The following is a 20,828-nucleotide window of genomic DNA, read 5'->3' as shown; positions in this document are numbered from 1 at the left end:
CAGTGCTGAGCTGGACCCGTACGAAGAACGCCCTGAGGCGATTGCTTGTCAGATGCCGCCCGGCACGCCCCGGTTGTTCCAAGTTACCGGTGAGTTGTTTCACAGGCGGCTGACAGATCGCCGGCGGAACCGCAGGTGGGGCGCCCGACGTGGACTACTCATGTCGAAGACCACCGGCACCGTGCCGGACTGACCCAGGGGGACAACCACTCATGCGTCTGCGTACCGCCACGCTCGCCACAGCCGCCGTATTCGTCGCCGGCCTCAGCCTCACGGCCTGCAACTCGGGTGATGACGACGCCAAGGCCAAGGACAGCTCCAGCCCGAGCGCCACGGCGTCGTCGACGTCGACGGACTCCGCCACCGGGGGCACGTCCACCGGCAAGACGGGCGGCGGCAAGACGGGCGGCGGCAAGACGGGCGGCGGCAAGGCGTCGGCGACCGCGGCCGGCAAGGGGACCGGCTCCGGCGGCGGTGCCGTCGGCGCGTGCACCACCAAGACGACCACCGTCCAGTTCATCGCCTCGGCCTCGCACGCCAGCGAGTCGGAGCCGGCCGCCGCCACCGTCAAGGTCACCAACACCTCGGGCAGCACCTGCACCCTGGTGGGCGGGAGCACCCTGACCGCCAAGGACGACCAGGGCAAGGCCGCCCCCGTCGAGACCGACAACTCGGCCGCCGGCACCGATGCCGTCGACATCCCCGCCGGCGCCTCCGCCTCCGCCGAAGTCCTCTACACGGACCTCAACTTCGAGGGCAGCCAGTCCGCCCGCGAGGTCTGCGCCGTACAGGCGTCCAAGGTGGAGATCGCCCTCCCGAAGGACATCGCCCGCACCGTCAAGGTGACCAAGGCGAACGGCTCGGCCGGAGTCTTCAACGTCTGCACCAAGGACGTGAAGTTCGGCTCCTTCCACTCCTAGCGCCATGGAACGCCGACGACTGCTTGCCGCCCTGTCGGTCCTGCCCGCCCTGTCGGTCCTGCCCGCGTGCTCGTCCGACAACAGAGACACGGCCCGTCCCCCGTCGTCCAGCCGGTCCTCGTCCAACGGCGCGCGCCAGGCCGTCGAAGCGTATGTCGACGCGCTCAACAGGCGCAGTGCCGACGCCCTGCTCGCGGTCGGTGGCGTACCGGACGAGCAGTGGTCGCGGCACGAGGCGGCGCGGATCCTCGCGGACAGGGGCGGCCGCGGGTGGACCGTCAAGAACGTCCGGATCGAGTACGACATCAGCCCGGACGTCGGCTCCGCCCGCCTCGAGGCCACGGACAAGGGCGGGAAGACCATGCGGGACACGTTCACCGTGATGCGGGAGAAGGGCGACTGGCACCTGGTCGTCTTCGAGGGAAACCCCGCCGCGACGGACAAGCCGACCTCGTCCACGGAGAAACCGGCCTGATCCCCCTGGAACGGTCGGCGGGACCCGCGCCGACCGCGCCGGCGGGACCCCGGTACCGTCGACGCACACATGATCAGAAATACGTTGGTGTCAACGGGTGGGGAGCGGTGTCGTGGTCAGCGAGGTACGGGGGACGTTCGCGGAGCGGATGGCGGAGGCCCGGCGACTGAGGCCCGGTGCCTACGCGCACCTCTTCGACGGCCGGCCGAAGGTGGTCATCAAGACGACGCAGTTGCTGCCGGACCAGGCGATCCAGCTGGCCACCGCCTATGGATACCGCCATCTGGAGACGCGGGGCAGCAAGGCCGTGCGGCGCCGGGTGTTCGTGCCGGATCCGGAGGCGGCGCTGCGCCAGGAGGCCCTGGCACCGGGCACGCCCTTCGAGGTGGCCGCGCAGCACCCCGCCTTCCACGGGGCCAGCGCCCGCGCCGCCCGCAACCACGCTCAGCTGGTCAGGAACGAGATGAACCTGCTCAAACTCGTTCCGGCCGCGGTGGTCATCTTCCTCGGGGCGATCGGCATGGTGGCGCAGCTGATCAGCACCGGTAAGGGCGTTGAGGCCCTGCCGCTGTCCTTCGCCGTGCTGCTGGACACGGGCATCGTATGGATCACGTGGTCGCGGGTGCGCAAGCGGCGCGAACTGCTGACCCAGGCGGACCGGCTGACACGGCAGTACCCGCCGTACGGCTTCAGGGCCTGGACGCCCTGAACGGCTGGAAGCCGGCCGTCCAGGCCGTCGAGACCGGACCGTCGAGGGCGTCGAGAGAGGAACGGGGCATGCACGCACCCGCACAAGCACGGCCGGTCAGGCTCGCTGTCGTGGCTGCCGTACTCGGCCTGATCACCGTGTCCTGCGGCAGCGGGGGCAGTGACAGCGGTGCCCGACCGGAGTCACCCGCGTCCCGTACCACCGCCGAGCACGGCTACGAAGCGGCCTACGACGCCGGATGGCGTGAGGGCAGACGGATCTTGAACGACGGCGGCAAGGGCTCCGCGATCCGCGAGGTGGTGTGGGGAGGCTGTGTCCGCCGTTCGCTCACGGTCGAGCCGCGGAGCGTCGTGGAGAAGGACCGCGGGGCCTGGGTGCTGGGCTGCAAGCAGGGCGTGGGACTGGGAACGGACCGTCATCCGCCTGCCGGGCCGGTGACACGTCGTGAATCCGCCCCGGACCTCCTGGCCCGGTTCCGGTCCTGGGCCGCTACGAACGGATTCGGGCAGCCCGCCCGGGACGCCGGCCAAGTGGTCCTCGTCCACCTCGGTGACAGGGACTACGACGTCGAACTCTCCACCGCCTACACCGACCAGAACACGAAAGCCGAGCTGAGGCGGCTGGTCGACGCGTTCGCGACCTGGTGGGACGGCGACGACGGTGACGAGGCCACCGCGTGGAACCTCATCGTCACGACTCAGGACGGCAGGCGCCTCATCACCCGCAAGCTCTGACGACGAAGGAACAGCACCTCGTCGGCCTGGCCGTGGCCACTTGACACCCGGTCACCTGCCACCGCAGGCTCGCCCCGGCTCCCGGCTCCCGGCTCCCGGCTCCCGGCTCCCGGCTCCCGGCTCCCGGCTCCCGGCTCCCGGCTCCCGGCCCACCATCGCGGAATTTCAATCACGGGCGGGATTCTCAACGGACGGATTCTTCATTCGTATGAATCGTCCGGGCTTTCGTATAAATAATCCGGGCTCCAGAATTGGCAAGGGAACGCGCGTCGTCAAGCGTCTTCACGCTGGTTGTGACCTTAGCCTGGCCTGACGGACTTCGGCGGGGAAAACCGACCCGGCCGGATGGACCTCCGGAGAGCCAGTGGCCGCTTGGAAAAGCAGCAGTCTGACGGATGCTGAATTCACCGCCGATCTGATGACGCCCGAAGAACTCGAAAGGCGTGCCGATCGCGTATTCCGATTGCTCGACGACTGCGCCTGGGCCGGCCCGGATCCCTATGACGGCCTGACAAGTCCCCTGGCAGGTCTGGCGGTTCACCCCTTCCTGCGTCAGGCTCTCCTCCAGGCGGTGAAGAGAAGCCCGGCCGATCTCCGCCCCCTTCTGGCGATCCGCCCGCTGCGCACGGCGACCGCCTGCGGTGTCGGCGCGACCGCGTGCAGCCGCCTCGCCGACTCCCCCGTGTGGCACGGCAGGGCGCGCGAGCTCGGCCGGTGGACCGCCGCCCGGCAACTGCGGGGGCGCCATGCGGGGCTGTGGAGCTACGAGTTCGACGTGCAGACCCGCTGGGGGTACTACCCGTCCTCCATGCCGAACATCGTGGCCACCACCTTCTGCGCCGACGGATGCCTCGACAGCGGAACCCTGGACGGCAGCGGTGCCGAAAGACTCGCCTCCGGGCTGCTGGACGGTCTGTACACCGGCACGCACTTCGCCTACACGCCGGCGTCCGGCACGCTCATCCACAACGCGAACCTCATGGGCGCGGCACTGGCCACGCGACTCGCCCACCTGGACGCAATGCCCGGCCGGCTCGCCGCACGCCTGCTCGACGCGGCACGTACGGCGGTGTCCGCCACGGTGGCGGGGCAGCGTCCGGACGGAGCATGGCCGTACGGCACATCCGCGGGTCTCGGCTGGGTGGACGGCTTCCACACCGGCTATGTACTGCTGCGGCTGGATGCGGCCGCGCGCGGACTCGGGCTCGAACACGACAAGGCGATCGACTCGGGAGTCCGGTACTACCTCGACCACTTGTTTGACGGCTCGGTGCCTCGCTACTACGCGGACACGGACGAGAAGCCGGGACGGCGCGGGCGCCTGTGCGGTGACCCCAACAACGACGCGACGGCCGTGCGCATGGCGACCTGGGCGGAAGAACACGGCTATGTGCGCCCCGGGTTCGCGGAGCGGGTCCTCGCGGCCGTCAGCCGCTTCGTACCGGAGCAGGCCGGGCTGGTCGGGCAGGCCGCGCTCACGGCACCGCCGGTCCGCAGGTCGCCGAGGTGGAGTCTGGCGCCGCTCCTGGACGCGTTGACCGCACTCCAGGCGGCGCGGAGCGCCTGATGAGCGCGCCTCGGCGGGGTCAGGGCGCGGTCGCCCGGTAGTTCCGCAGGGCCTCGGCGACGCGCCCGTCCCCGGCCCCCTCGACGTTCTGCTCCCACCACACCGCCGTACAGAAGAGACCGAACACGGCCAGCCCGCGCTCACGCTCTCCGGACACATGCTCGGTCACGAAGCGGTCGGCGGTCCGCCGGTCGAAGAGCTCGTCGAAGACGCCCGACTGCCGTACCCATGACCACAGGTACTGCCCGTGCCGCCGCAGCAGGGAGCGGACCGGCGCCCCGAACCCCGTCTTCGAACGGCGCGTGACGAAGTCGGGAACCCCCGCGGCCGACGCGGCGGCCCGGAACCGCGCCTTGCCGTCGCCCGTGCGGAGCTGGTCCTCCGCGCGGGTGGCGAGCGCCGCGGCGACGACGGGTTCGCCGAGGAACGGCACGCGCAGTTCCACACTGGCCCGCATGGACGCGCGGTCCCCGTACAGGAGGTTGAGGCCCGGCAAAAACAGCCGCCGGTCGCACTCCGCGACGGCGTGCAACGGGCTCGCTCCCGCCGCCAGCAGGGGGTCGGTGATGGCGCGGTGGGCGGCGGTGACCTCGTCCAGTTCGACCTTCAAAGACAGCTGCGCCCATTCCCGGGCCGTGAAGTAGGACTGGCCGCCCCATGCCCAGTCGCTGGGACTTTGCCGGCACATCCGGCCCAGCTTGTCCGTCCGTTCGCGCAGCCTCCCGGGGACCGGGCCCCGCGCCGCACGCCCGAGAAGTCTTCGGCCGGGCGCGGGAATCCGCTGCAGCATCCGTACGGCCTGGTAACGCTCGTAGCCCAGGAACAGCTCCTCCACACCGAGCCCGGACAGCAGTACGGTCGCCTCGGCGCGCGCGGCCCGTGACAGGCGCATGAGCGCGATGGCCGCCGGGTCGGCGAAGGGCAGCTCCATCACCCGTACCATCTCGGGCACTTGCCGCAGCACATCCACATCGAGGTCCACCCAGCGCAGGGGCATGCCGAGGTGGCGGGCCGCCCGCTCGGCATAGGGTGCGTCCCCCTCGAAGGGTTCCGCCGGGTCCTGCCGTGGCGAGGCGTCACGTGCCGAGAAGACGGGGCCGGAGAACCCCGCCCGGCCCAGTTCCACGCCCAGCCAGGTGCTGTCGACGCCCCCGCTCAGCAGCAGCCCGACCGGTACGTCCGCCCGGACCTGGCGCCGTACCGACTCACGCACCGCCTCCCCGATGTCCTGGACCGGCGCGGGGGCCTCGGCCTGCCAGAGGAGCCGGGGGCGGGCGTACTCGGGCGGCAGGACGTCGTGCGCGGTGCCGGCCTGCGCCGCGTGAACCCGGTGCCAGCCCGTGCGCGGGGGAGGCGTCCACAGGAACATCGCCCCCTGCGCGACGGCCACGGGATCGACGTGCTCGGCGAGACCCAGCGCGCGCAGCGGAGCGATCTCACTGGCCAGGGCGGTGACGCGGCCCGCCGTGTTCGTGGCGACGTAGAGGGGCTTGATGCCCAGCCGGTCGCGGCCGTACCGCACCTGCCCGTCGGGCAGGACCTGGACGAAGGCGAACATCCCGTCCACCTGCCCGAGCAGTTGTGCCGCGTCCGGCTGGAGCAGCAGCTCGTGCAGGACCTCGGTGTCGCCCTCGGTGGTGAACCGGACACCCCGGGAGCGCAGCGTCTCCCGCAGTTCGGGGGCGTTGTAGATCTCCCCGTTGTAGACGAGGTACCCGCGCTCGGCATCGCCGAAGGGCTGGTCGCTGCGGGAGTCGACGTCGATGATCGCGAGCCGGCGGAAGTGCAGGGACGCATGCCAGCCGGCACCCCCGAGGTCCTGGTGCCCGCACGAGTCGGGGCCCCGGTGCTCGATCGTCGTACACGGATCACCGCCCCTGGCCGCGGCGCGGTTCAGGACCACCACGAAGCCGCACATCAGGCCGCCGCCGCAGCCGCGTTCGGTGCCGTACCCGCAGCACTCATGCGCCGGAACCTCCCGTCGTACCGGCCCCTTCGGGCGTGGCGAAGGTCTGCTCCGGCACCGCGCCCACCGGGCCGCCCGCCCCGGGGCCGGACCGTGCGCAGCCGAGGACCTCGGCGAGCGCGGGGGTGGACGGCGCTGTCTCGGCCTGGCCGCCGTCGGCGAGGGCGGCGGCCGCGCGGCAGGCCACGAGTGAACTCCACAGCGCCAGCCGGAAGTCCGCCTCGGCGACCATCTCGCCCCGCAGCAGCCGGGTCAGGGCCCGCATCTCCTCGGCGTGCCCCTTCGGCGCCCCCCGGTAGACCGACTCCGACTTTTTGCCCCGCTTCCACAATGTCAGGGACCCGAAGTCCTCGATCCTGGCGGCGACACCGTCGCAGGCCACCTCGATGAGCTCCTTGGGTGCCCCGGGCGGGGTGAGCCCGCCGTACACGATCGAGGCGGTGGAGGAGTCGGAGTAGGTGATCTGCAGGGTGACGCTCTGGGCCGACGCCGGGTCCCTGCCGTCCACGCCCGTCGCGGTCACGCTCACCGGCCTGCCCGGTACGAGGAAGTTCGCGGTGTCGATGAAGTGGCAGACCTCCCCGAGCAGCCGGCCGCCCTGACGGTGGTCGAAGTACCAGTGGTCGTCGGGCAGCCGGCCGGCGAAGACCCGATGGACGACCTGGAGCGGCGTCCCCGCGGGCAGGACCGCCCGCAACTCCCGTACGGCCGGAGCGAACCGGCGGTTGAAACCGGCCAGCGCCGGGGCGCCGGACCGGGACCAGGCGGCCGCCACCTCCTCCAGCTCCTGCTCGGTGAGTCCCACGGGCTTCTCGCAGTACAGCGCGATCCCGCGGCCCAGTACCTCGGCGGCGTAGCGGCCGTGGCTGTCGTGGCGGGACAGCACCATGACGCAGTCGGCGTCGCCCGACGCGAGCCCGTGCTCGGCGCTCTCGGCGACCTCGCCGAATCCCCACCGCCTGCTCTGCTGGACGGCCGACAGGCCGCGCGCGCTCGCCACCCAGGAGAAGGCGACGCCCGGGTCACGGTGCAGATGCGGGAACAGCATCTTGGTGGCGAAGTTCCCGGCCCCGATCGCGGCGATCCGCGCTCTCCCGGCGGGCGGTGACCAGGTGACGGCCTCGCCCCGGGGCCGCGGTGGCTCGCTCACCTTCGCGGTGCCGGGATAGCGCAGCAGCAGGGCGGGGCGGCGGCGCGGCCGCTCGGTGTTCAGCACGCGGTACGCCTCGGCGGCGTCCTCGACGGCGAACACCCGGGGGTCGAGGCTCTCCAGGTCCAGGTTCGGCACCAGCCTGAGGACCTCGGCCAGATTGCGGCGTTCGGTCCAGGGCACATAGCCCTCCGGGTACTGCTGGCCGGCCTCCTCGTAGCGCGGGTCGTAGCGGCCCGGCCCGTACGAGCGCGAGTAACGGATCGTCAGTTCCTTGTGGTAGTACGAAGACCGGGGCGGGGCCACCTTGACGTCCCCCACGACGACCACCGTCGCCCGGTCCCGCGCCAGGCTCCCGGCCAGTTCGACCGGATCCGTGCTCGAGGTCGCCGCGGTCACCAGCACCGCGTCCGCCCGCGCGCCGCCCCAGTGCCGTGCGACGGTCCCGGGGAGGTCCTCCGTCTGGCGGGGGTGGGCGACGAACCCGGCCGCACGCGCCGCGTCGACGGCCGCCGGGTCCTGGTCGACGCCGACCGCGTCGTACCCGTAGGCCCGCAGGATCCGCAGGGTGAGCTGCCCCACCAGGCCGAGGCCGATCACCGCGACACGGGAGCCCGCGGGCGCCTCGGTCTGGTGGATGCCCTGGAGCGCGATGGCGCCCACGGTGGCGAAGGCGGCCCACCGGTCCTCGACCCCGTCCGGTACGGGTACGACGAGGTTGCGGGGCACGGTCACGAGCTCCGCGTGGGAGGCGTGACCGGCTCCGCCCGCGGCCACCCGCATGCCGGGCGCGAGGTCGTCGACGCCCTCCCCGACCGCGATCACCACACCGGCGCAGGAGTACCCGAGCGTCATGGGCCGGTCGAGCCGGTCCTGGACCATCCGGTAGGTCTCCACGACACCCAGCTGCCGGGCCGTGTTGAGGACCTGCCGTACCTGGTCGGGGCGCTGCCGCGCCTTGCCCAACAGGCTGCTGGCTCCGGTCTCCACGGTTGCCCGCTCGGTGCCCGCGCTGATCAGCGAGTAGGTGTTGCGGATCAGCACCGTGCCCCACTGCACCACCGGGGGCGGCATCTCTCCCACACTGATCGAACCGTCCCGGGCCGACAGCAGTACTGCCTTCACGTCAATTGCCTTTCGGAAGACTTCAGGGAGCGGTAGCAGGTGAAATGGGAGTTCCCCGGTCGACGTCAGCGCCAGAGACCGCGCGTGTCGAAGACGACCTTCCCGCGCAGCATCGTCCGCTTGACCCCGCGGAAGGCGTCGTGGTCGACGAGCAGGACGATCAGGTCCGACTCGTACAGGGCCGCCTCGAGGTCCACGAGCTTCGCCTGCCCGGTGTCCGCGAGCACGGACGGCAGTTCGGTGATGTGCGGCTCGACCACCAGCAGACGGCCCACTTGCTGCCGGGCGAGTTCCGCCGTGATGCGCAGCGCGGGACTCTCCCGCAGATCGTCCACGTTGGCCTTGAACGACAGTCCCAGGCACGCGATCACCGGGTCCTTGAAACGCGCGGCGGTCCTCGACACCTCCGCGATCACATGTGCGGGCTTGGCGTCGTTGACCTGCCGGGCGGTCCTGATCAGCCGCGCCTGCTCACCGGCCGCGCTGACGATGAACCACGGATCGACGGCGATGCAGTGCCCCCCGACCCCCGGCCCCGGCTGCAGGATGTTCACCCTCGGGTGCCGGTTGGCGAGCGCGATCACCTCGCCGGTGTCGATGCCCGTCTTGTCGCAGATCATCGAAAGCTCGTTGGCGAAGGCGATGTTGACGTCACGGAACGCGTTCTCGCTCAGCTTGGCCATCTCGGCGGTGGTGGCGTCCGTGACATGGCACTGCCCCTTGGTGAACAGCTCGTACAGCTTCTTCGCCCGCGCGCCGCAGCATTCGCTCACCCCGCCGATCAGCCGGTCGTTGGTGACGATCTCGATCATGATCCGGCCCGGCAGGACACGCTCGGGGCAGTGCGCGACATGCACGTCCGCGGCCGCGCCCGCCGTGTGCGGGAAGGTCAGGTCCGGCCGCCGCTCGGCCAGCCACTGCGAGAGCCGCAGCGTCGTACCCGGCGGCGACGTCGACTCCAGCACCACCAGCGCGCCGGGCCTGAGCACATCGGCCACCGAGGCCGCCGCGTCCCGCACATGGGACAGATCCGGTTCGCGGTCCTCGCCCACGGGAGTGGGTACGGCGATGATGAACGCGTCGGCGGGTTCGGTCCCGGTGGCCGCGCGCAGTCGTCCCATCGCCACCGCACCGCTCACCGCGACGGCCAGGTCCGGTTCCACGAAGGGCGCCTGCCCGGCGTTGATCAGGTCGACCGTGGCCCGGTTGACGTCCACACCGACGACGTCCACTCCCTTGGTGGCCAGTGCGGCAGCGGTGGGCAGCCCGATGTATCCGAGCCCGACGACGGAGACAGTGCTGAACACGCGCGTTCCTTTCAGGGGTACGACACTTCGTCTCGGGCGGCACTATCCGCGTGGCCGGCGTCGCGCCAGGGCCTCGCGCAGGACCAGCAGGACGAACGCGGTGTTGCCCACGAGATAGCGGGCGAACAGCCGCCGGGGCTCCTGCAGCAGCCGGAAGGCCCACTCCAGGCCGGCGCCGCGCATCCAGCGGGGCGCACGCGCCCTGAGCCCGGCCACCACGTCGAAGGACCCGCCGACGCCCACCGCCAGACCGCAGTTCAGGTCGTTCAGATGCCCGGCGAGGAAGTACTCCTTGCGCGGCGTAGGCACCGCGAGGAAGAGGAGGTCGGGGCGGGCTTCGCGGACGGTGGCGACCACCTCCGGCTCCTGCTCGCGCGACCAGTAGCCGTCGCGGTATCCGACCACGTCCACTCCGCGGCGCGTGGCGATGGCCGCGACCTGGCGCACCACCGCGGGCTCGGCGCCGAGCAGGAAGACCCGGTAGCGTTCACGTGCCGCGCGGTCCCACAGCGCCAGCATGAGATCGATGCCGGTGACCCGTTCGGGAAGCGGCTGCCCGAGCACCCGGCCCGCCCACACGACGGCCTGACCGTCGGCGTTGACGAGCGAGCAGGAACGGATGATGCGCGCCAATTCGGGATCCCGCCGCGCCCTGACGACCTTCGCCGCATTCACCGAGACATGTTGGTGAGGTCGCCCGTCGGCGATCAACTTCTCGGCCGCGGCGACACTTTCCGCCAGGGTGAGCGCGTGCACCGGAAGCCCGCACAGGGGAACCGGAGCTGTCTCGCTCACACGGCCCGGCCGGTCCATCGGTGCAAGAACATTGTCTGGCCCCATAACCTCCGCCTGACAGTGGACGTGTCCGTCACGCTAAGTGCCGTTCGAGCCCGGACGACCGCAATATGCGCAACCCGCCGACATCGCAACTCGAATGGGCCACGTGCATTTCGCGCCGGGCAGCCATTACGCAGAGAAAAGACCACACAGGGCAAGGAACACCCAGGGCAAAGACCACGCGGGGAAAAGTCAGGACGACCTGAAAGGGCGATTTCCTGCATCCGGCCGGCCGACCGGACGTGCCTGCCTGCACGGCGCCCGCCGCACCGCGCGATAGCCAGATGCGCATGCACCAGTGCGGCGACCCCCGAGCCGGAGGCGAGACATGAAGCGGATCATGGCCGTCTACGGCACCCGCCCCGAGGCGATCAAGATGGCTCCCGTCGTCGCAGCACTGCGCGCATCGGCCCACTTCGAGCCGCTGGTCGCCGTCACCGGGCAGCACCGGTCCATGCTCGACCAGGTGAACCGGCTCTTCGGCATCGAACCCGACCACGACCTGGACGTCCTCAGCGCCGGACAGACCCTGACCGACATCACCACCCGCACGCTAAAACGGCTTCAGCCCGTGCTCGACAAGGAGCAGCCGGACGCGGTGCTGGTCCAGGGGGACACCACCACCACGCTCGCCGGGGCGCTGGCCGCCTTCTACCAGAAGATCCCCGTCGTCCACCTGGAGGCGGGTCTGCGGACGCGCAGCACGTACTCGCCCTATCCCGAGGAGATGAACCGCCGCCTCACCACCCGGCTGGCCGACCTGCACCTGGCGCCGACGGGCGGCGCACGGCACAACCTGCTGCGCGAGGGCGTCGACCAACGGTCGGTCGTGGTCACCGGCAACACGGTCATCGACGCCCTGCTCACCACCCTGGACCGCACGGCCGGCCGGCTCTGTGACCCCATCCTGCGCCACCTGGAGACGGACCCCCGACGCGTCCTCCTGGTCACGGCACACCGCCGTGAGTCCTGGGGCAGGGGCATGCGGTCCATCGGCGACGCCCTTGCCCGGCTGGCCGCGGCCCACCCCGACCTGCTGGTGGTCTTCCCCATCCACCGCAACCCCGCCGTACGGGCCGCCATCGCGCCCAAGGTCGAAGGACTGGACAACGTCAGGGTCGTCGAACCGCTGGACTACCAGGGCTTCGCCCATCTGATGAACCGCTCGCACCTCATCCTCACCGACAGCGGCGGCGTCCAGGAGGAGGGACCGAGCCTCGGCAAGCCGGTCCTCGTGATGCGCGAGACCACCGAACGCCCCGAAGGGGTGGCCGCGGGCACCGTGGCCCTCGTCGGCACCGACACCGAGCGCATCGTCACCGAGGTGACCCGGCTGCTCCAGGACCCCACGGCCTACACGAAGATGGCCCAGGCCGTGAACCCGTACGGCGACGGCCTCGCGGCGGACCGCACCCTCAAGGCCCTCGGCCACTGGTTCGGCCTGTGCGACAGCCCGGCGGACTTCACCGGGACCACGGCCGCCCTGGCCGCGGAGGACCTGCCGACCCAGTGGCGGCCACACCCCTCGACGACGCCGACGAGCGGCAGGCAGCCGGCCGACGGCACCCAGTGACCCGTATGCGCATGCGAAAAGGACGGCAGGAGAATCTGTGATTGAGCCGGACATCAAGGAGTTCTGGTCCGACCACCCGTGCGGAGACAACATCTTCGGGGCACCGGGCGGTGACGAGCGGCAGGACTACGAAGAGTTCTTCTCGCGCTACGACGCCGCCAAGTACCGGCTCGAACCCCACATCCCGGGATGTCTGGACAGGCTGGGCGTCTCCGGCCGGCGACTTCTGGAGATCGGGCTCGGACAGGGCTCCGAGGCCGAACAGCTGATCCGCCGGGGCGCACGGTGGACGGGAGTCGATCTGACCGAGACGGCGGTCGGAAGAACCGGCACCCGCCTCGCCCTGCGCGAACTGCCGTACGAGGGACTGCACCGGGCCAGCGTTCTGGACCTGCCGTTCCCCGACCGGTCCTTCGACGTGGTCTTCAGCCACGGGGTGCTCCACCACGTCCCCGACATCCACCGGGCCCAGCAGGAGATCCATCGCGTCCTGAAGCCCGGCGGGGAACTGGTGGTCATGCTGTACGCCCGCTGGTCCCTCAACTACCTCGTCTCCATCGGGCTGTTGCGGCGCATGGTCCTCCTTGCGGCGCACCCCGTGGCACGGCTGGTCGGCCTGCCCCGTCCCAAGGGGCTCATCGGCGCCCACCTGGACAACGCGCGCAGGCTCGGGCTCGCGCGGTATCTGCGCCTGCGGACCTTTCTCCACAGCAACACCGACGGGCCGCACAACCCGTACTCACAGGTCTACGACGTGCGCCGGGTCCGCCGGGACTTCCCGGACTTCGACGTCCGCCACGCCGAGAAGCACTTCCTGCACGCCCCGCCACTGCCCGTGCACGGCCTCGGCAGCGGGAAGGCACTGGGATGGCACCTGTGGGTCCGCATGACACCGCACGCCCGCTGACCAGAAACCCGTCGTGACCAAGGCGACTTGCGAGCCATGGGCACAGTGCTGGACTCTCCCACCGTGGGACGGTCCAGCATGATGGCGTGCAAGTCGAACTTCTCACCATCGGGCGCTTCGCCCGCCTGTGCCGGCTCAGCGTCAAGCAACTACGGCACTACGACGAGACGGGGCTGCTGGCTCCGGCCCGCGTGGACGCCGGCTCCGGCTACCGCTACTACGCGCCTGAACAGGCCCGCGACGCCCTGACCATCGCCCTGCTCCGCGAGATGGACCTCCCCCTGGCGGTGATCGCCCAGGCGCTGGCCGCCGAACCCGAGCACCGGGCACGGATCCTGCGCGCCGAACGGGACCGGCTGGCCGAACGGATCAGCAGGGACCGGGCCCGAATGGAGATGCTGGAGCGGCTGGCCGAGGGCGGTCTGCCCGGCTACGAGGTGACGCTGAGCAGGGAGCCGGAGCGACGGCTGGCAGTGGTGCGAGCGGTCTGCACCCCCGCGGAGATCGGGGCGAAGGTCGAGGAATGCGTGGGACGGCTGCTGCCCGCGCTCGGCAAGGCGGGCATCGCGTGGGAACCGCCGTTGTGGGGGCTGTACCCGCTGGACCTGGACGAGCGGATCCGGATCGCCGTCGGAACGCAGATGCCGCCGGGACAGGGAACACCGGGCCTGGAGTTGGAGACGCTGCCCGGCGGACTCGTCGCCGAGACCGTGCACATCGGGCCCTACGGCCAACTGCGCGTGGCCTACAACGCACTCTTCGCCGCCGTCCACGAGCGCGGACTGCGCCCGCAGGCGCCCGTACGCGAGGCCTATCTCGTCGGACCGGCAGAGGCACCGGAGGAAGAACTCATGACCCGGCTGATCATCCCCGTCCAGGAGGACAAGGCATGCCCACGCTGACAGACATCGACGCCCGCGGTACGCAGCACTGCGAGACGTCGGCTCTGGGGGTGCTGCTGCGGCACCAAGGACTCGATCTGTCCGAGCCCATGCTCTTCGGCCTCGGCTCGGGTCTGTCCTTCATCTACTGGGACAGCAGGAACCTGGGCTTTCCCTTCCTGGGCGGACGGGTCAAGCCGTTCGACCTCACCAGAAACCTGGCAAGCGGGCTCGACCTGGGGCTCCTGGTCCAGGAGACCATTTCGCCCCGCAGAGCATGGGAGAACGTGGCGGCTCCCATCGGCGCGGGCCACCCCGTCGGACTGCAGCTCGACAGCTACTACCTGGACTACTTCACGTCGAAGGTGCACTTCGGCGGTCATGTCGTCGCCATGTACGGCTACGACGACCGCGACGCCCACCTGGTGGACACCGAGCAGCAGGGCGGAGCGGTGTCCACCAGCCTGGCCGGCCTCGCCGAGGCCAGGGCCGCGCGCGGTCCGATGACCGCCAGGAACCGGTCCTTCACCCTCACCGCTCCGGCGGAACTCCCCTTGCTACGGGACCGGATCATTCCCGCCGTCACCGCCTGCGCCGACGCCTTCCTCAACCCGCCGATCGCCAACCTGGGCCACCGCGGCATCGAGAAGGCGGGGGAGCGGGTACGCACCTGGCTCCAGCGCACCGACAACCCGCAACGGGACCTGCCGCACGCCGCCCTCATGATGGAGAAGGCCGGTACCGGCGGCGCCCTGTTCCGCAACCTCTACCGCGACTTCCTCGCCGAATGCGGCCAACTGCTCGACAGCGGCCACCTGCGCACCGGTCACAAGCTGTACGCGGAGGCGGCCGTCCTCTGGACGGAAGCCGCGGCACTGATCACAAAGGCCGGTGAAGCAGGAGATGAGCAGTGCCTCGAACGGGCGGGTACCGTCCTGTGCGACCTCTCCCGCATCGAGCGCGAGGCCATGCAGGCGCTGAGCCGACTGAACGGTGAAATCCTGCCCTCGTAGCGGAGACTTCGCGGCATGCGCAGGCCAGAAGCGTGTTTCACCCGGCCGTATGGAGATCTTGGTCCGTCTGGTCCGCTGCCTGGGAGAAGGCCCATATGCCGGTGAGCCGCCCTCCGTACAGTGCGCCGTGGTCCTGCCCCTATGACCGGCCTGGCGCAATTCGGGAGCACAACCATGAAGAGACTCGAATTCGGTGTGAACGCATGCTTTGTCCGACACGGCCGGGTGGGTGGCTCCGAGCAGGCAACCGTCAACCTTCTTCAGGGGTTGCGTTCCGAGGCCGCCGCACATGAGCGTTGGGTCGTCTACGACCGCGAGCCGCTTGTCACCCGAGAGCCGCTCGCCCCGGTCCGTGAACGCACACTACGCGACATCGCCCCGGTGAACCGCATGGTGTACGAGCCGGTCGCGCTCTCCCTGATGCGTCAGCCGTCCGCATGGCTTCACCTCAACTACGTCACACCCTTCGGGCTGCGCGCGCCGTCGGTGACGGTCGTTCATGACCTTCAGTACCTGTACTTTCCCGAGAACGTCCCCGCGGTGAAACGAGCATGGCTGAGCCGGGCCCATGCCATGACCGCGCGTCGCGCACAGGCGATCGTCGCCATCTCACAGTTCACCGCGAAGGACCTCTACCGGTTGCACGGCTCGACCATCGACGGCAAGGTCGAAGTCATTCCGAACGCGGTTTCCTTCGACCGCCTCATCGCGGCGGCACCGGAAGAACTGCCGCCCCGTCTCGTGCCCAGGAGACCATTCCTGCTCGCGGTCGCCGCACAATACCGGCACAAGAACCTCAAAACACTGATCGCCGCATACGAGTTGATCGCAAAGCGACGCGAAGTGGATCTCGTACTCGTCGGCCAGCGCCTCGATCAGCTCAGCGGCCATTTCCGTGCTCCCGCCGTCGAGTCCAAAGAGGCACGCCCCGGCATCCGTTTCACGGGCTTCGTCCCCGACGCCGTCCTCGGCGCCCTCTACCGCTCCGCGAGCGTCTTCGTGTTCCCCTCCCTGTTCGAAGGCTTCGGTCTGCCCATCGTCGAAGCCCTCGGCCTGCGGGTTCCCACCGTCACCACCCGCTGCGGAGCGATTCCCGAGATCGGAGCCGACCACCCGGTCTACGTCAACGACCCTTGCTCCGTCGGTGAGTTGGCCGAGGCAGTCGAAGCCGCACTCGACAAACCCGACATCGCGCGTCCCGACGAAGCGGATGCGGAAAAGCTCAGAGACGTCTACTCGCCCTCGGCAGTCGCGGCCAGATACGCGGACCTCCTACGACGCGTAGCCGGCCAATGCCGTTGACCGACGGCCGTTGTGCGCCGTATGGGGGGTCAAGCGGCCACGACCATGAGTGATTCCCGGAATTCTTTCTACGCTGTGGTCGAAGGAACAAGGAACCGGCGTGTTATGGACAGCCCATTTCCGTCGGCATCGGCATAGGAGTCGCGTGTGACAGCCAGAACGGCGCTCATCACCGGAATCACCGGCCAAGACGGTTCCTACCTTGCCGAGTTGCTCGTGGCAAAGGGATACACCGTCCACGGCATCGTCCGGCGTGCCTCCACATTCACCACGGGCCGTATCGAGCACCTGTACCAGGATCCTCATGACGCGGACACCCGGTTGTTCCTCCACTACGGTGATCTGACCGATGCCAGCAGGGTGGCCGGCCTCCTGGAGCGCGTACAGCCCGACGAGGTGTACAACTTGGCCGCGCAGTCGCATGTGCGCGTGTCCTTCGACGAGCCCTTGTTCACCGCGGACACCACGGCGTTGGGCACCACACGGCTTCTGGAGGGCATCCGCACCACCGGCCTGCCCTGCCGTTTCTACCAGGCGTCGAGTTCGGAGATGTTCGGCGCCTCGCCTCCGCCGCAGCACGAGCGGACGGAGTTCCACCCGCGTTCTCCCTACGGAGTGGCCAAGGTCTACGCGTACTGGATCACGCGCAACTACCGTGAGGCATACGGGCTCTACGCGGTCAACGGCATCCTCTTCAACCACGAATCACCCCGCCGCGGGCCGACGTTCGTCACCCGCAAGGTGGCCATGGCGGCGGCCCGTATCAAGGCGGGCCTGCAGGACACCCTTTACCTCGGCAATCTGGAGGCGCGCCGCGACTGGGGGTATGCCGCGGAGTACGTCGATGCCATGTGGCGGATGCTGCAGCAGGACGAACCGGACGACTATGTCGTCGCCACCGGCACCAGTTACAGCGTGCAGGACTTCGTCGAGCACTGCTTCGCCCACGTCGGCCTCGACTGGCGTGACCATGTGCGCTTCGACGAGCGATACCTGCGCCCGGCCGAGGTCGACGACCTGGTGGGGGACGCGTCGAAGGCGGCCCGGGTCCTTGGCTGGCAGCCGACCGTGCTCACCCCGGAACTCGCCGGGTTGATGACCGACGCGGAGCTCCGGCAACTCCTCGGCTCGGACGGGGCAGCGGTGCCCGCTGTGCCCGCACCGGCGCACACGCTGGCCCCGCGCTGACCGGTTCGCGCGGCGATGAACGGCAACTCCCCTTTTTCTTCCGAAGGTTGTCCTCATGATCAAGCTGATCAAGTCCAGCTTCCACCGCGAGGCGGACACCAAGCGAGCCCTGGCCGACTTCGTCCTCAGTCATGACGTGTTCAGCATGACCGAACAGTGCGCGGCATTCGAGACGGCCTTCGCCGCGAAGCAGGAGCGGGCGCACGCGGTGTTCGTCGCGAACGGAAGCGCGGCCAATCTGCTCCTCATCCAGGCACTGCTGAATCAGGGCACGCTGCGACGCGGCGACCGGGTCGGCTTCTCCGCCCTGACCTGGCCGACGAACGTCATGCCCCTGATCCAACTCGGCCTGGAACCGGTGGCGTTGGACTGCGAACTGGACACCCTGAACGTGTCGCCCGAGACGTTCGAAGCCCACATCTCACAGTGCAAGGCGTTGTGGCTGACGAACGTCCTGGGGTTCTGCGACGACCTCGTGGCGCTCAGGTCGAGGTGCGAGGAGCGCGGAGTCCTCCTGCTCGAGGACAACTGCGAGGCGCTGGGCTCGCGCATGCACGGCACACTGCTCGGCAACTTCGGGGCGGCATCGACCTTCTCGTTCTTCGTCGGCCACCACCTGTCCACCATCGAGGGCGGGATGGTGTGCACCGACGACGAGGAGCTGTACCACCAGCTGCTGGTCGCGCGGGCGCACGGTTGGGACCGCAGCCTGCCCGCCACGGCACGGGCCGCGCTGCGGGCCGAGGCGGGTGTGGACGACTTCTACGCCAAGTACACGTTCTACGACCTCGCCTACAACGTCCGGCCGACCGAGATCAACGGCTTCATCGGCAATCAGCAGATCCGCTACTGGGACGAGATCGTTCAGCGCCGCGCGTCCAACTTCGCTCTCTTCCACGCGGCGATGACCGGCAACGACGACTTCCATCAGCTGGACGTGAGCCACATGGACTGTGTCTCCAACTTCGCGATGCCCGTCGTGTGCCGCACACCGCAGCTGGCGGAGAAGTACCGTGCCGCGTTCGAAGCCGCCGACGTGGAGATCCGCCCGGTCATCGCGGGGGACGTCACGCAACAGCCGTTCTACCGCAAGTACGTCAAGGACGACGCCGGACGGCCCCATGCGCGTCTCGTGCACACAGCCGGCTTCTACTTCGGCAACAACCCCGAGCTGACCGACGATGAACTGGCCACCCTGCGCGAGCTGCTGCGCGGCTGACCGGCACGGACGGAAACCATCGGGAGAAGGGCGGCCGCACATGGACCGGCACGCGAAGATCTATGTCGCCGGCCACACCGGGATGGTGGGCGCGGCGATCGTACGGCACTTGAGAGCCGGCGGGCATGAGAACCTGCTCCTCGTCACACGCGGCGAGCTCGACCTCACCGACCAACGCGCCGTACGCGCCTTCATGGTGAGTGAGCGGCCCCGGTACGTCATCGACAGTGCGGCCCGGGTCGGCGGCATCCAGGCGAACATCAACCATCCGGCCGAGTTCCTGTACGAGAACCTCCAGATCCAGAACAACCTGATCTGGGCGGCCAAAGAAGCAGCCGTGGAGACGTTCCTCTTCCTCGGCAGTTCCTGCATCTACCCCCGTATGTGCGCGCAGCCCATGCGGGAGGAGCACCTCATGGAGGGAAAGCCGGAACCCACCAACGAGGCCTACGCCTACGCGAAGATCGCCGGAATGAAGCTGTGCGAGTACATCCACGCCCAGTACGGCATGAACTTCATCTCCTGCATGCCGTCGAACATCTACGGCCAGAACGACAACTTCGATCCCGAGACCTCCCATGTGATCCCCTCGCTCCTGCACCGGGTCCACCAGGCCAAGGCGACGGGCCGGCCCGAGGTCGTGATCTGGGGGACGGGGGCGACGCGACGCGAGTTCCTGTACGTGGACGACCTGGCCGACGCCGTCGTCTGGCTCCTGGGCAGCTATACGCAGCGCCAGTTCCTGAACGTGGGAACGGGCGAGGACGTCTCGATCCGCGAGTTGGCCGAACTCGTCCGCGACGTGGTCGGCTACGAGGGATCGCTGCGCTTCGACGCCACCAAGCCCGAAGGCATGCCGAGGAAACTGCTGGACGTCAGCCGGCTGCACGCGGCCGGGTGGCGCCACCGCACCGGGCTCGCCGAAGGGCTCACACGCACCTACGACTGGTACCTGGACCGGTATGCGGGCACGGCGTCGCTGGAGCGCCGTACCGTCACTGCCGACCGGTGACCGCGCGTCGCCCGGCCGAGGTGACCAGGGCCAGCGCCCAGCCGCCCACGAAGGCGATGTCCTGCAGGCCCCGCATGCAGGACACGGGGCGGGCCGTGACCGTACCCGACAGGACCCGGCACAGGCCCCGCGCGCCCTTGCCCGCCCTGCGGACGGCGCGACGCGGCGCCGAGAGGTCTTCGATCGCGGCCTCGACGACGACGGAGGTACGTCCCGCGCGATAGGCACGGCGCACCACTCCGGTGGGCGTCAGCCTTTCCGGGTCGGGTGTTTCCCACACCATGGCGGCACGGGTGAAGAACAGCCGCGCCCCTTGCCGGACGAGCTCGTTGAAGAACACCGCGTCCTCGCCGCCGGTCTCGTCGAAGGCGGAGTCGAAGCGCAGTTGCGTACGGTGGACCACCGACATGCGCACAAGTGTGTTGCCGGACTGGCCGAATCCCTGCAGGGGGCCGTCCTGCTGCGTCCGCACCTCGCGGATCAGCCGTCCCTCGTCCAGCCAACGCGGCGCCCCGGGCGGCAGACGCACCGCGACGGGACCGATGACGACATCGGCGTCGTCGGCCTCGGCAGTGGCGACGAGGGCGTGCAGCCAGCCGGGAACCGGCTGCTCGTCGTCGTCGATGAACACCAGCGCGGCGTAGGTGCGGGCGGTGTCCAACGCCGCGTTGCGGACCTGGGCGAACCCCTTCCTCGCCACCCTCATGCACTCGATGCCGCAGGCGTCGGCAGCCGCACGAGCGGACGCCGAGCCGGTCGTCGAGTTGTCCAGGAGCACCACCGACACCGTATGTGTGCCGTCGCTCTCCAGAGCGCGGGCCTGTTGGACAAGCTCATGGAGCAGGGGCCGTACCGATCGGGCCCCTGTCGTCGGTACGGCGATGAGAATGCTCTTCAGCGTGCTGGGCATCGAAGTGGCTGCCTGTCAGAGCGGAAAAGAATT

The 20,828-nt window shown here is 69.7% G+C and carries 18 protein-coding genes; 13 read left to right on the top strand and 5 right to left on the bottom strand.

Annotation, left to right across the window (positions count from 1 at the left end; translation table 11 throughout):
• The first annotated feature begins 212 nt into the window (after positions 1-212).
• The 5 genes from N8I87_RS42525 (at position 213) to N8I87_RS42505 (ending at position 4,405) form a co-directional block, all read left to right on the top strand.
• The gene (locus tag N8I87_RS42525; protein ID WP_263217136.1) at positions 213-920 is read left to right on the top strand and encodes a DUF4232 domain-containing protein; all 708 of its coding nucleotides are present in this window, start codon (positions 213-215) and stop codon (positions 918-920) included.
• 4 nt (positions 921-924) lie between these two features.
• Positions 925-1,395 (top strand): hypothetical protein, encoded by a 471-nt coding sequence (locus N8I87_RS42520; RefSeq protein WP_263217134.1) that lies wholly within the window; start codon positions 925-927, stop codon positions 1,393-1,395.
• 112 nt (positions 1,396-1,507) lie between these two features.
• Positions 1,508-2,104 carry a hypothetical protein gene (locus tag N8I87_RS42515; RefSeq protein WP_263217132.1) on the top strand — a complete coding sequence of 199 codons (597 nt, stop codon included), beginning with the start codon at positions 1,508-1,510 and terminating at the stop codon, positions 2,102-2,104.
• 110 nt (positions 2,105-2,214) lie between these two features.
• The gene (locus tag N8I87_RS42510) at positions 2,215-2,838 is read left to right on the top strand and encodes a hypothetical protein (protein WP_263217130.1); all 624 of its coding nucleotides are present in this window, start codon (positions 2,215-2,217) and stop codon (positions 2,836-2,838) included.
• 571 nt (positions 2,839-3,409) lie between these two features.
• Positions 3,410-4,405: a hypothetical protein gene (locus N8I87_RS42505; RefSeq protein ID WP_263217129.1), complete on the top strand. Its 996-nt coding sequence runs from the start codon at positions 3,410-3,412 to the stop codon at positions 4,403-4,405.
• A 19-nt stretch (positions 4,406-4,424) separates the two neighbouring features.
• On the opposite strand, the gene asnB is transcribed toward N8I87_RS42505, so the two are convergent.
• The 4 genes from asnB to N8I87_RS42485 all read right to left on the bottom strand — a co-directional run bounded on the left by asnB (position 4,425) and on the right by N8I87_RS42485 (position 10,748).
• Positions 4,425-6,311 carry an asparagine synthase (glutamine-hydrolyzing) gene (gene asnB, locus N8I87_RS42500; RefSeq protein ID WP_263217128.1) on the bottom strand — a complete coding sequence of 629 codons (1,887 nt, stop codon included), beginning with the start codon at positions 6,309-6,311 and terminating at the stop codon, positions 4,425-4,427.
• A gap of 55 nt (positions 6,312-6,366) precedes the next feature.
• Entirely contained in the window at positions 6,367-8,646 is a 2,280-nt protein-coding gene (locus N8I87_RS42495; protein ID WP_263217126.1) for a bi-domain-containing oxidoreductase, read from the bottom strand.
• 65 nt (positions 8,647-8,711) lie between these two features.
• The gene (gene wecC, locus N8I87_RS42490; RefSeq protein WP_263217124.1) at positions 8,712-9,953 is read right to left on the bottom strand and encodes a UDP-N-acetyl-D-mannosamine dehydrogenase; all 1,242 of its coding nucleotides are present in this window, start codon (positions 9,951-9,953) and stop codon (positions 8,712-8,714) included.
• Between the two features lie 42 nt (positions 9,954-9,995).
• On the bottom strand, positions 9,996-10,748 hold the full coding sequence (locus tag N8I87_RS42485) for a WecB/TagA/CpsF family glycosyltransferase (protein WP_263217123.1): 753 nt from the start codon (positions 10,746-10,748) through the stop codon (positions 9,996-9,998).
• A gap of 370 nt (positions 10,749-11,118) precedes the next feature.
• On the opposite strand from N8I87_RS42485, the gene wecB reads away from it, so the two are divergent.
• From wecB to N8I87_RS42445, 8 genes are all read left to right on the top strand, one after another.
• A complete protein-coding gene (gene wecB / locus N8I87_RS42480) occupies positions 11,119-12,363 on the top strand; it encodes a non-hydrolyzing UDP-N-acetylglucosamine 2-epimerase (RefSeq protein WP_263217121.1) in 1,245 nt (414 codons plus the stop codon).
• 37 nt (positions 12,364-12,400) lie between these two features.
• The gene (locus tag N8I87_RS42475; RefSeq protein ID WP_263217120.1) at positions 12,401-13,270 is read left to right on the top strand and encodes a class I SAM-dependent methyltransferase; all 870 of its coding nucleotides are present in this window, start codon (positions 12,401-12,403) and stop codon (positions 13,268-13,270) included.
• 86 nt (positions 13,271-13,356) lie between these two features.
• Complete coding sequence (locus tag N8I87_RS42470) at positions 13,357-14,172, top strand: MerR family transcriptional regulator (protein WP_263217119.1); 816 nt, start codon at positions 13,357-13,359, stop codon at positions 14,170-14,172.
• Positions 14,160-15,164: a BtrH N-terminal domain-containing protein gene (locus N8I87_RS42465; RefSeq protein ID WP_263217118.1), complete on the top strand. Its 1,005-nt coding sequence runs from the start codon at positions 14,160-14,162 to the stop codon at positions 15,162-15,164. The genes N8I87_RS42470 and N8I87_RS42465 overlap by 13 nt, the downstream gene beginning before the upstream one ends.
• 174 nt (positions 15,165-15,338) lie before the next feature.
• Entirely contained in the window at positions 15,339-16,466 is a 1,128-nt protein-coding gene (locus N8I87_RS42460; protein ID WP_263217117.1) for a glycosyltransferase family 4 protein, read from the top strand.
• A 147-nt stretch (positions 16,467-16,613) separates the two neighbouring features.
• Positions 16,614-17,654, top strand: a complete 1,041-nt coding sequence (gene gmd / locus N8I87_RS42455) for a GDP-mannose 4,6-dehydratase (RefSeq protein WP_263217116.1) — start codon at positions 16,614-16,616, stop codon at positions 17,652-17,654.
• A 55-nt stretch (positions 17,655-17,709) separates the two neighbouring features.
• A complete protein-coding gene (locus N8I87_RS42450) occupies positions 17,710-18,873 on the top strand; it encodes a DegT/DnrJ/EryC1/StrS family aminotransferase (RefSeq protein ID WP_263217115.1) in 1,164 nt (387 codons plus the stop codon).
• Between the two features lie 40 nt (positions 18,874-18,913).
• Entirely contained in the window at positions 18,914-19,885 is a 972-nt protein-coding gene (locus tag N8I87_RS42445) for a GDP-L-fucose synthase family protein (RefSeq protein ID WP_263217114.1), read from the top strand.
• Here N8I87_RS42445 and N8I87_RS42440 read toward each other — a convergent pair.
• The gene (locus N8I87_RS42440) at positions 19,869-20,795 is read right to left on the bottom strand and encodes a glycosyltransferase (RefSeq protein WP_263217113.1); all 927 of its coding nucleotides are present in this window, start codon (positions 20,793-20,795) and stop codon (positions 19,869-19,871) included. The two genes, N8I87_RS42445 and N8I87_RS42440, sit on opposite strands and share 17 nt — an antisense overlap.
• Positions 20,796-20,828: the final 33 nt, after the last annotated feature.

Source organism: Streptomyces sp. HUAS 15-9 (genome assembly GCF_025642155.1).
Classification (GTDB): domain Bacteria; phylum Actinomycetota; class Actinomycetes; order Streptomycetales; family Streptomycetaceae; genus Streptomyces.
Note: the sequence above shows the minus strand (reverse complement) of the source record. Positions and strands in the feature narration are given on the sequence as shown.

Bases quoted from the DNA above. Each gene is read 5' to 3' on its own strand.
- N8I87_RS42440 (WP_263217113.1), bottom strand. From the start codon at position 20,795: ATGCCCAGCACGCTGAAGAGCATTCTCATCGCCGTACCGACGACAGGG.
- N8I87_RS42520 (WP_263217134.1), top strand. From the start codon at position 925: ATGGAACGCCGACGACTGCTTGCCGCCCTGTCGGTCCTGCCCGCCCTG.
- N8I87_RS42465 (WP_263217118.1), top strand. From the start codon at position 14,160: ATGCCCACGCTGACAGACATCGACGCCCGCGGTACGCAGCACTGCGAG.
- N8I87_RS42460 (WP_263217117.1), top strand. From the start codon at position 15,339: ATGAAGAGACTCGAATTCGGTGTGAACGCATGCTTTGTCCGACACGGC.
- N8I87_RS42525 (WP_263217136.1), top strand. From the start codon at position 213: ATGCGTCTGCGTACCGCCACGCTCGCCACAGCCGCCGTATTCGTCGCC.
- N8I87_RS42445 (WP_263217114.1), top strand. From the start codon at position 18,914: ATGGACCGGCACGCGAAGATCTATGTCGCCGGCCACACCGGGATGGTG.
- N8I87_RS42450 (WP_263217115.1), top strand. From the start codon at position 17,710: ATGATCAAGCTGATCAAGTCCAGCTTCCACCGCGAGGCGGACACCAAG.
- wecB (WP_263217121.1), top strand. From the start codon at position 11,119: ATGAAGCGGATCATGGCCGTCTACGGCACCCGCCCCGAGGCGATCAAG.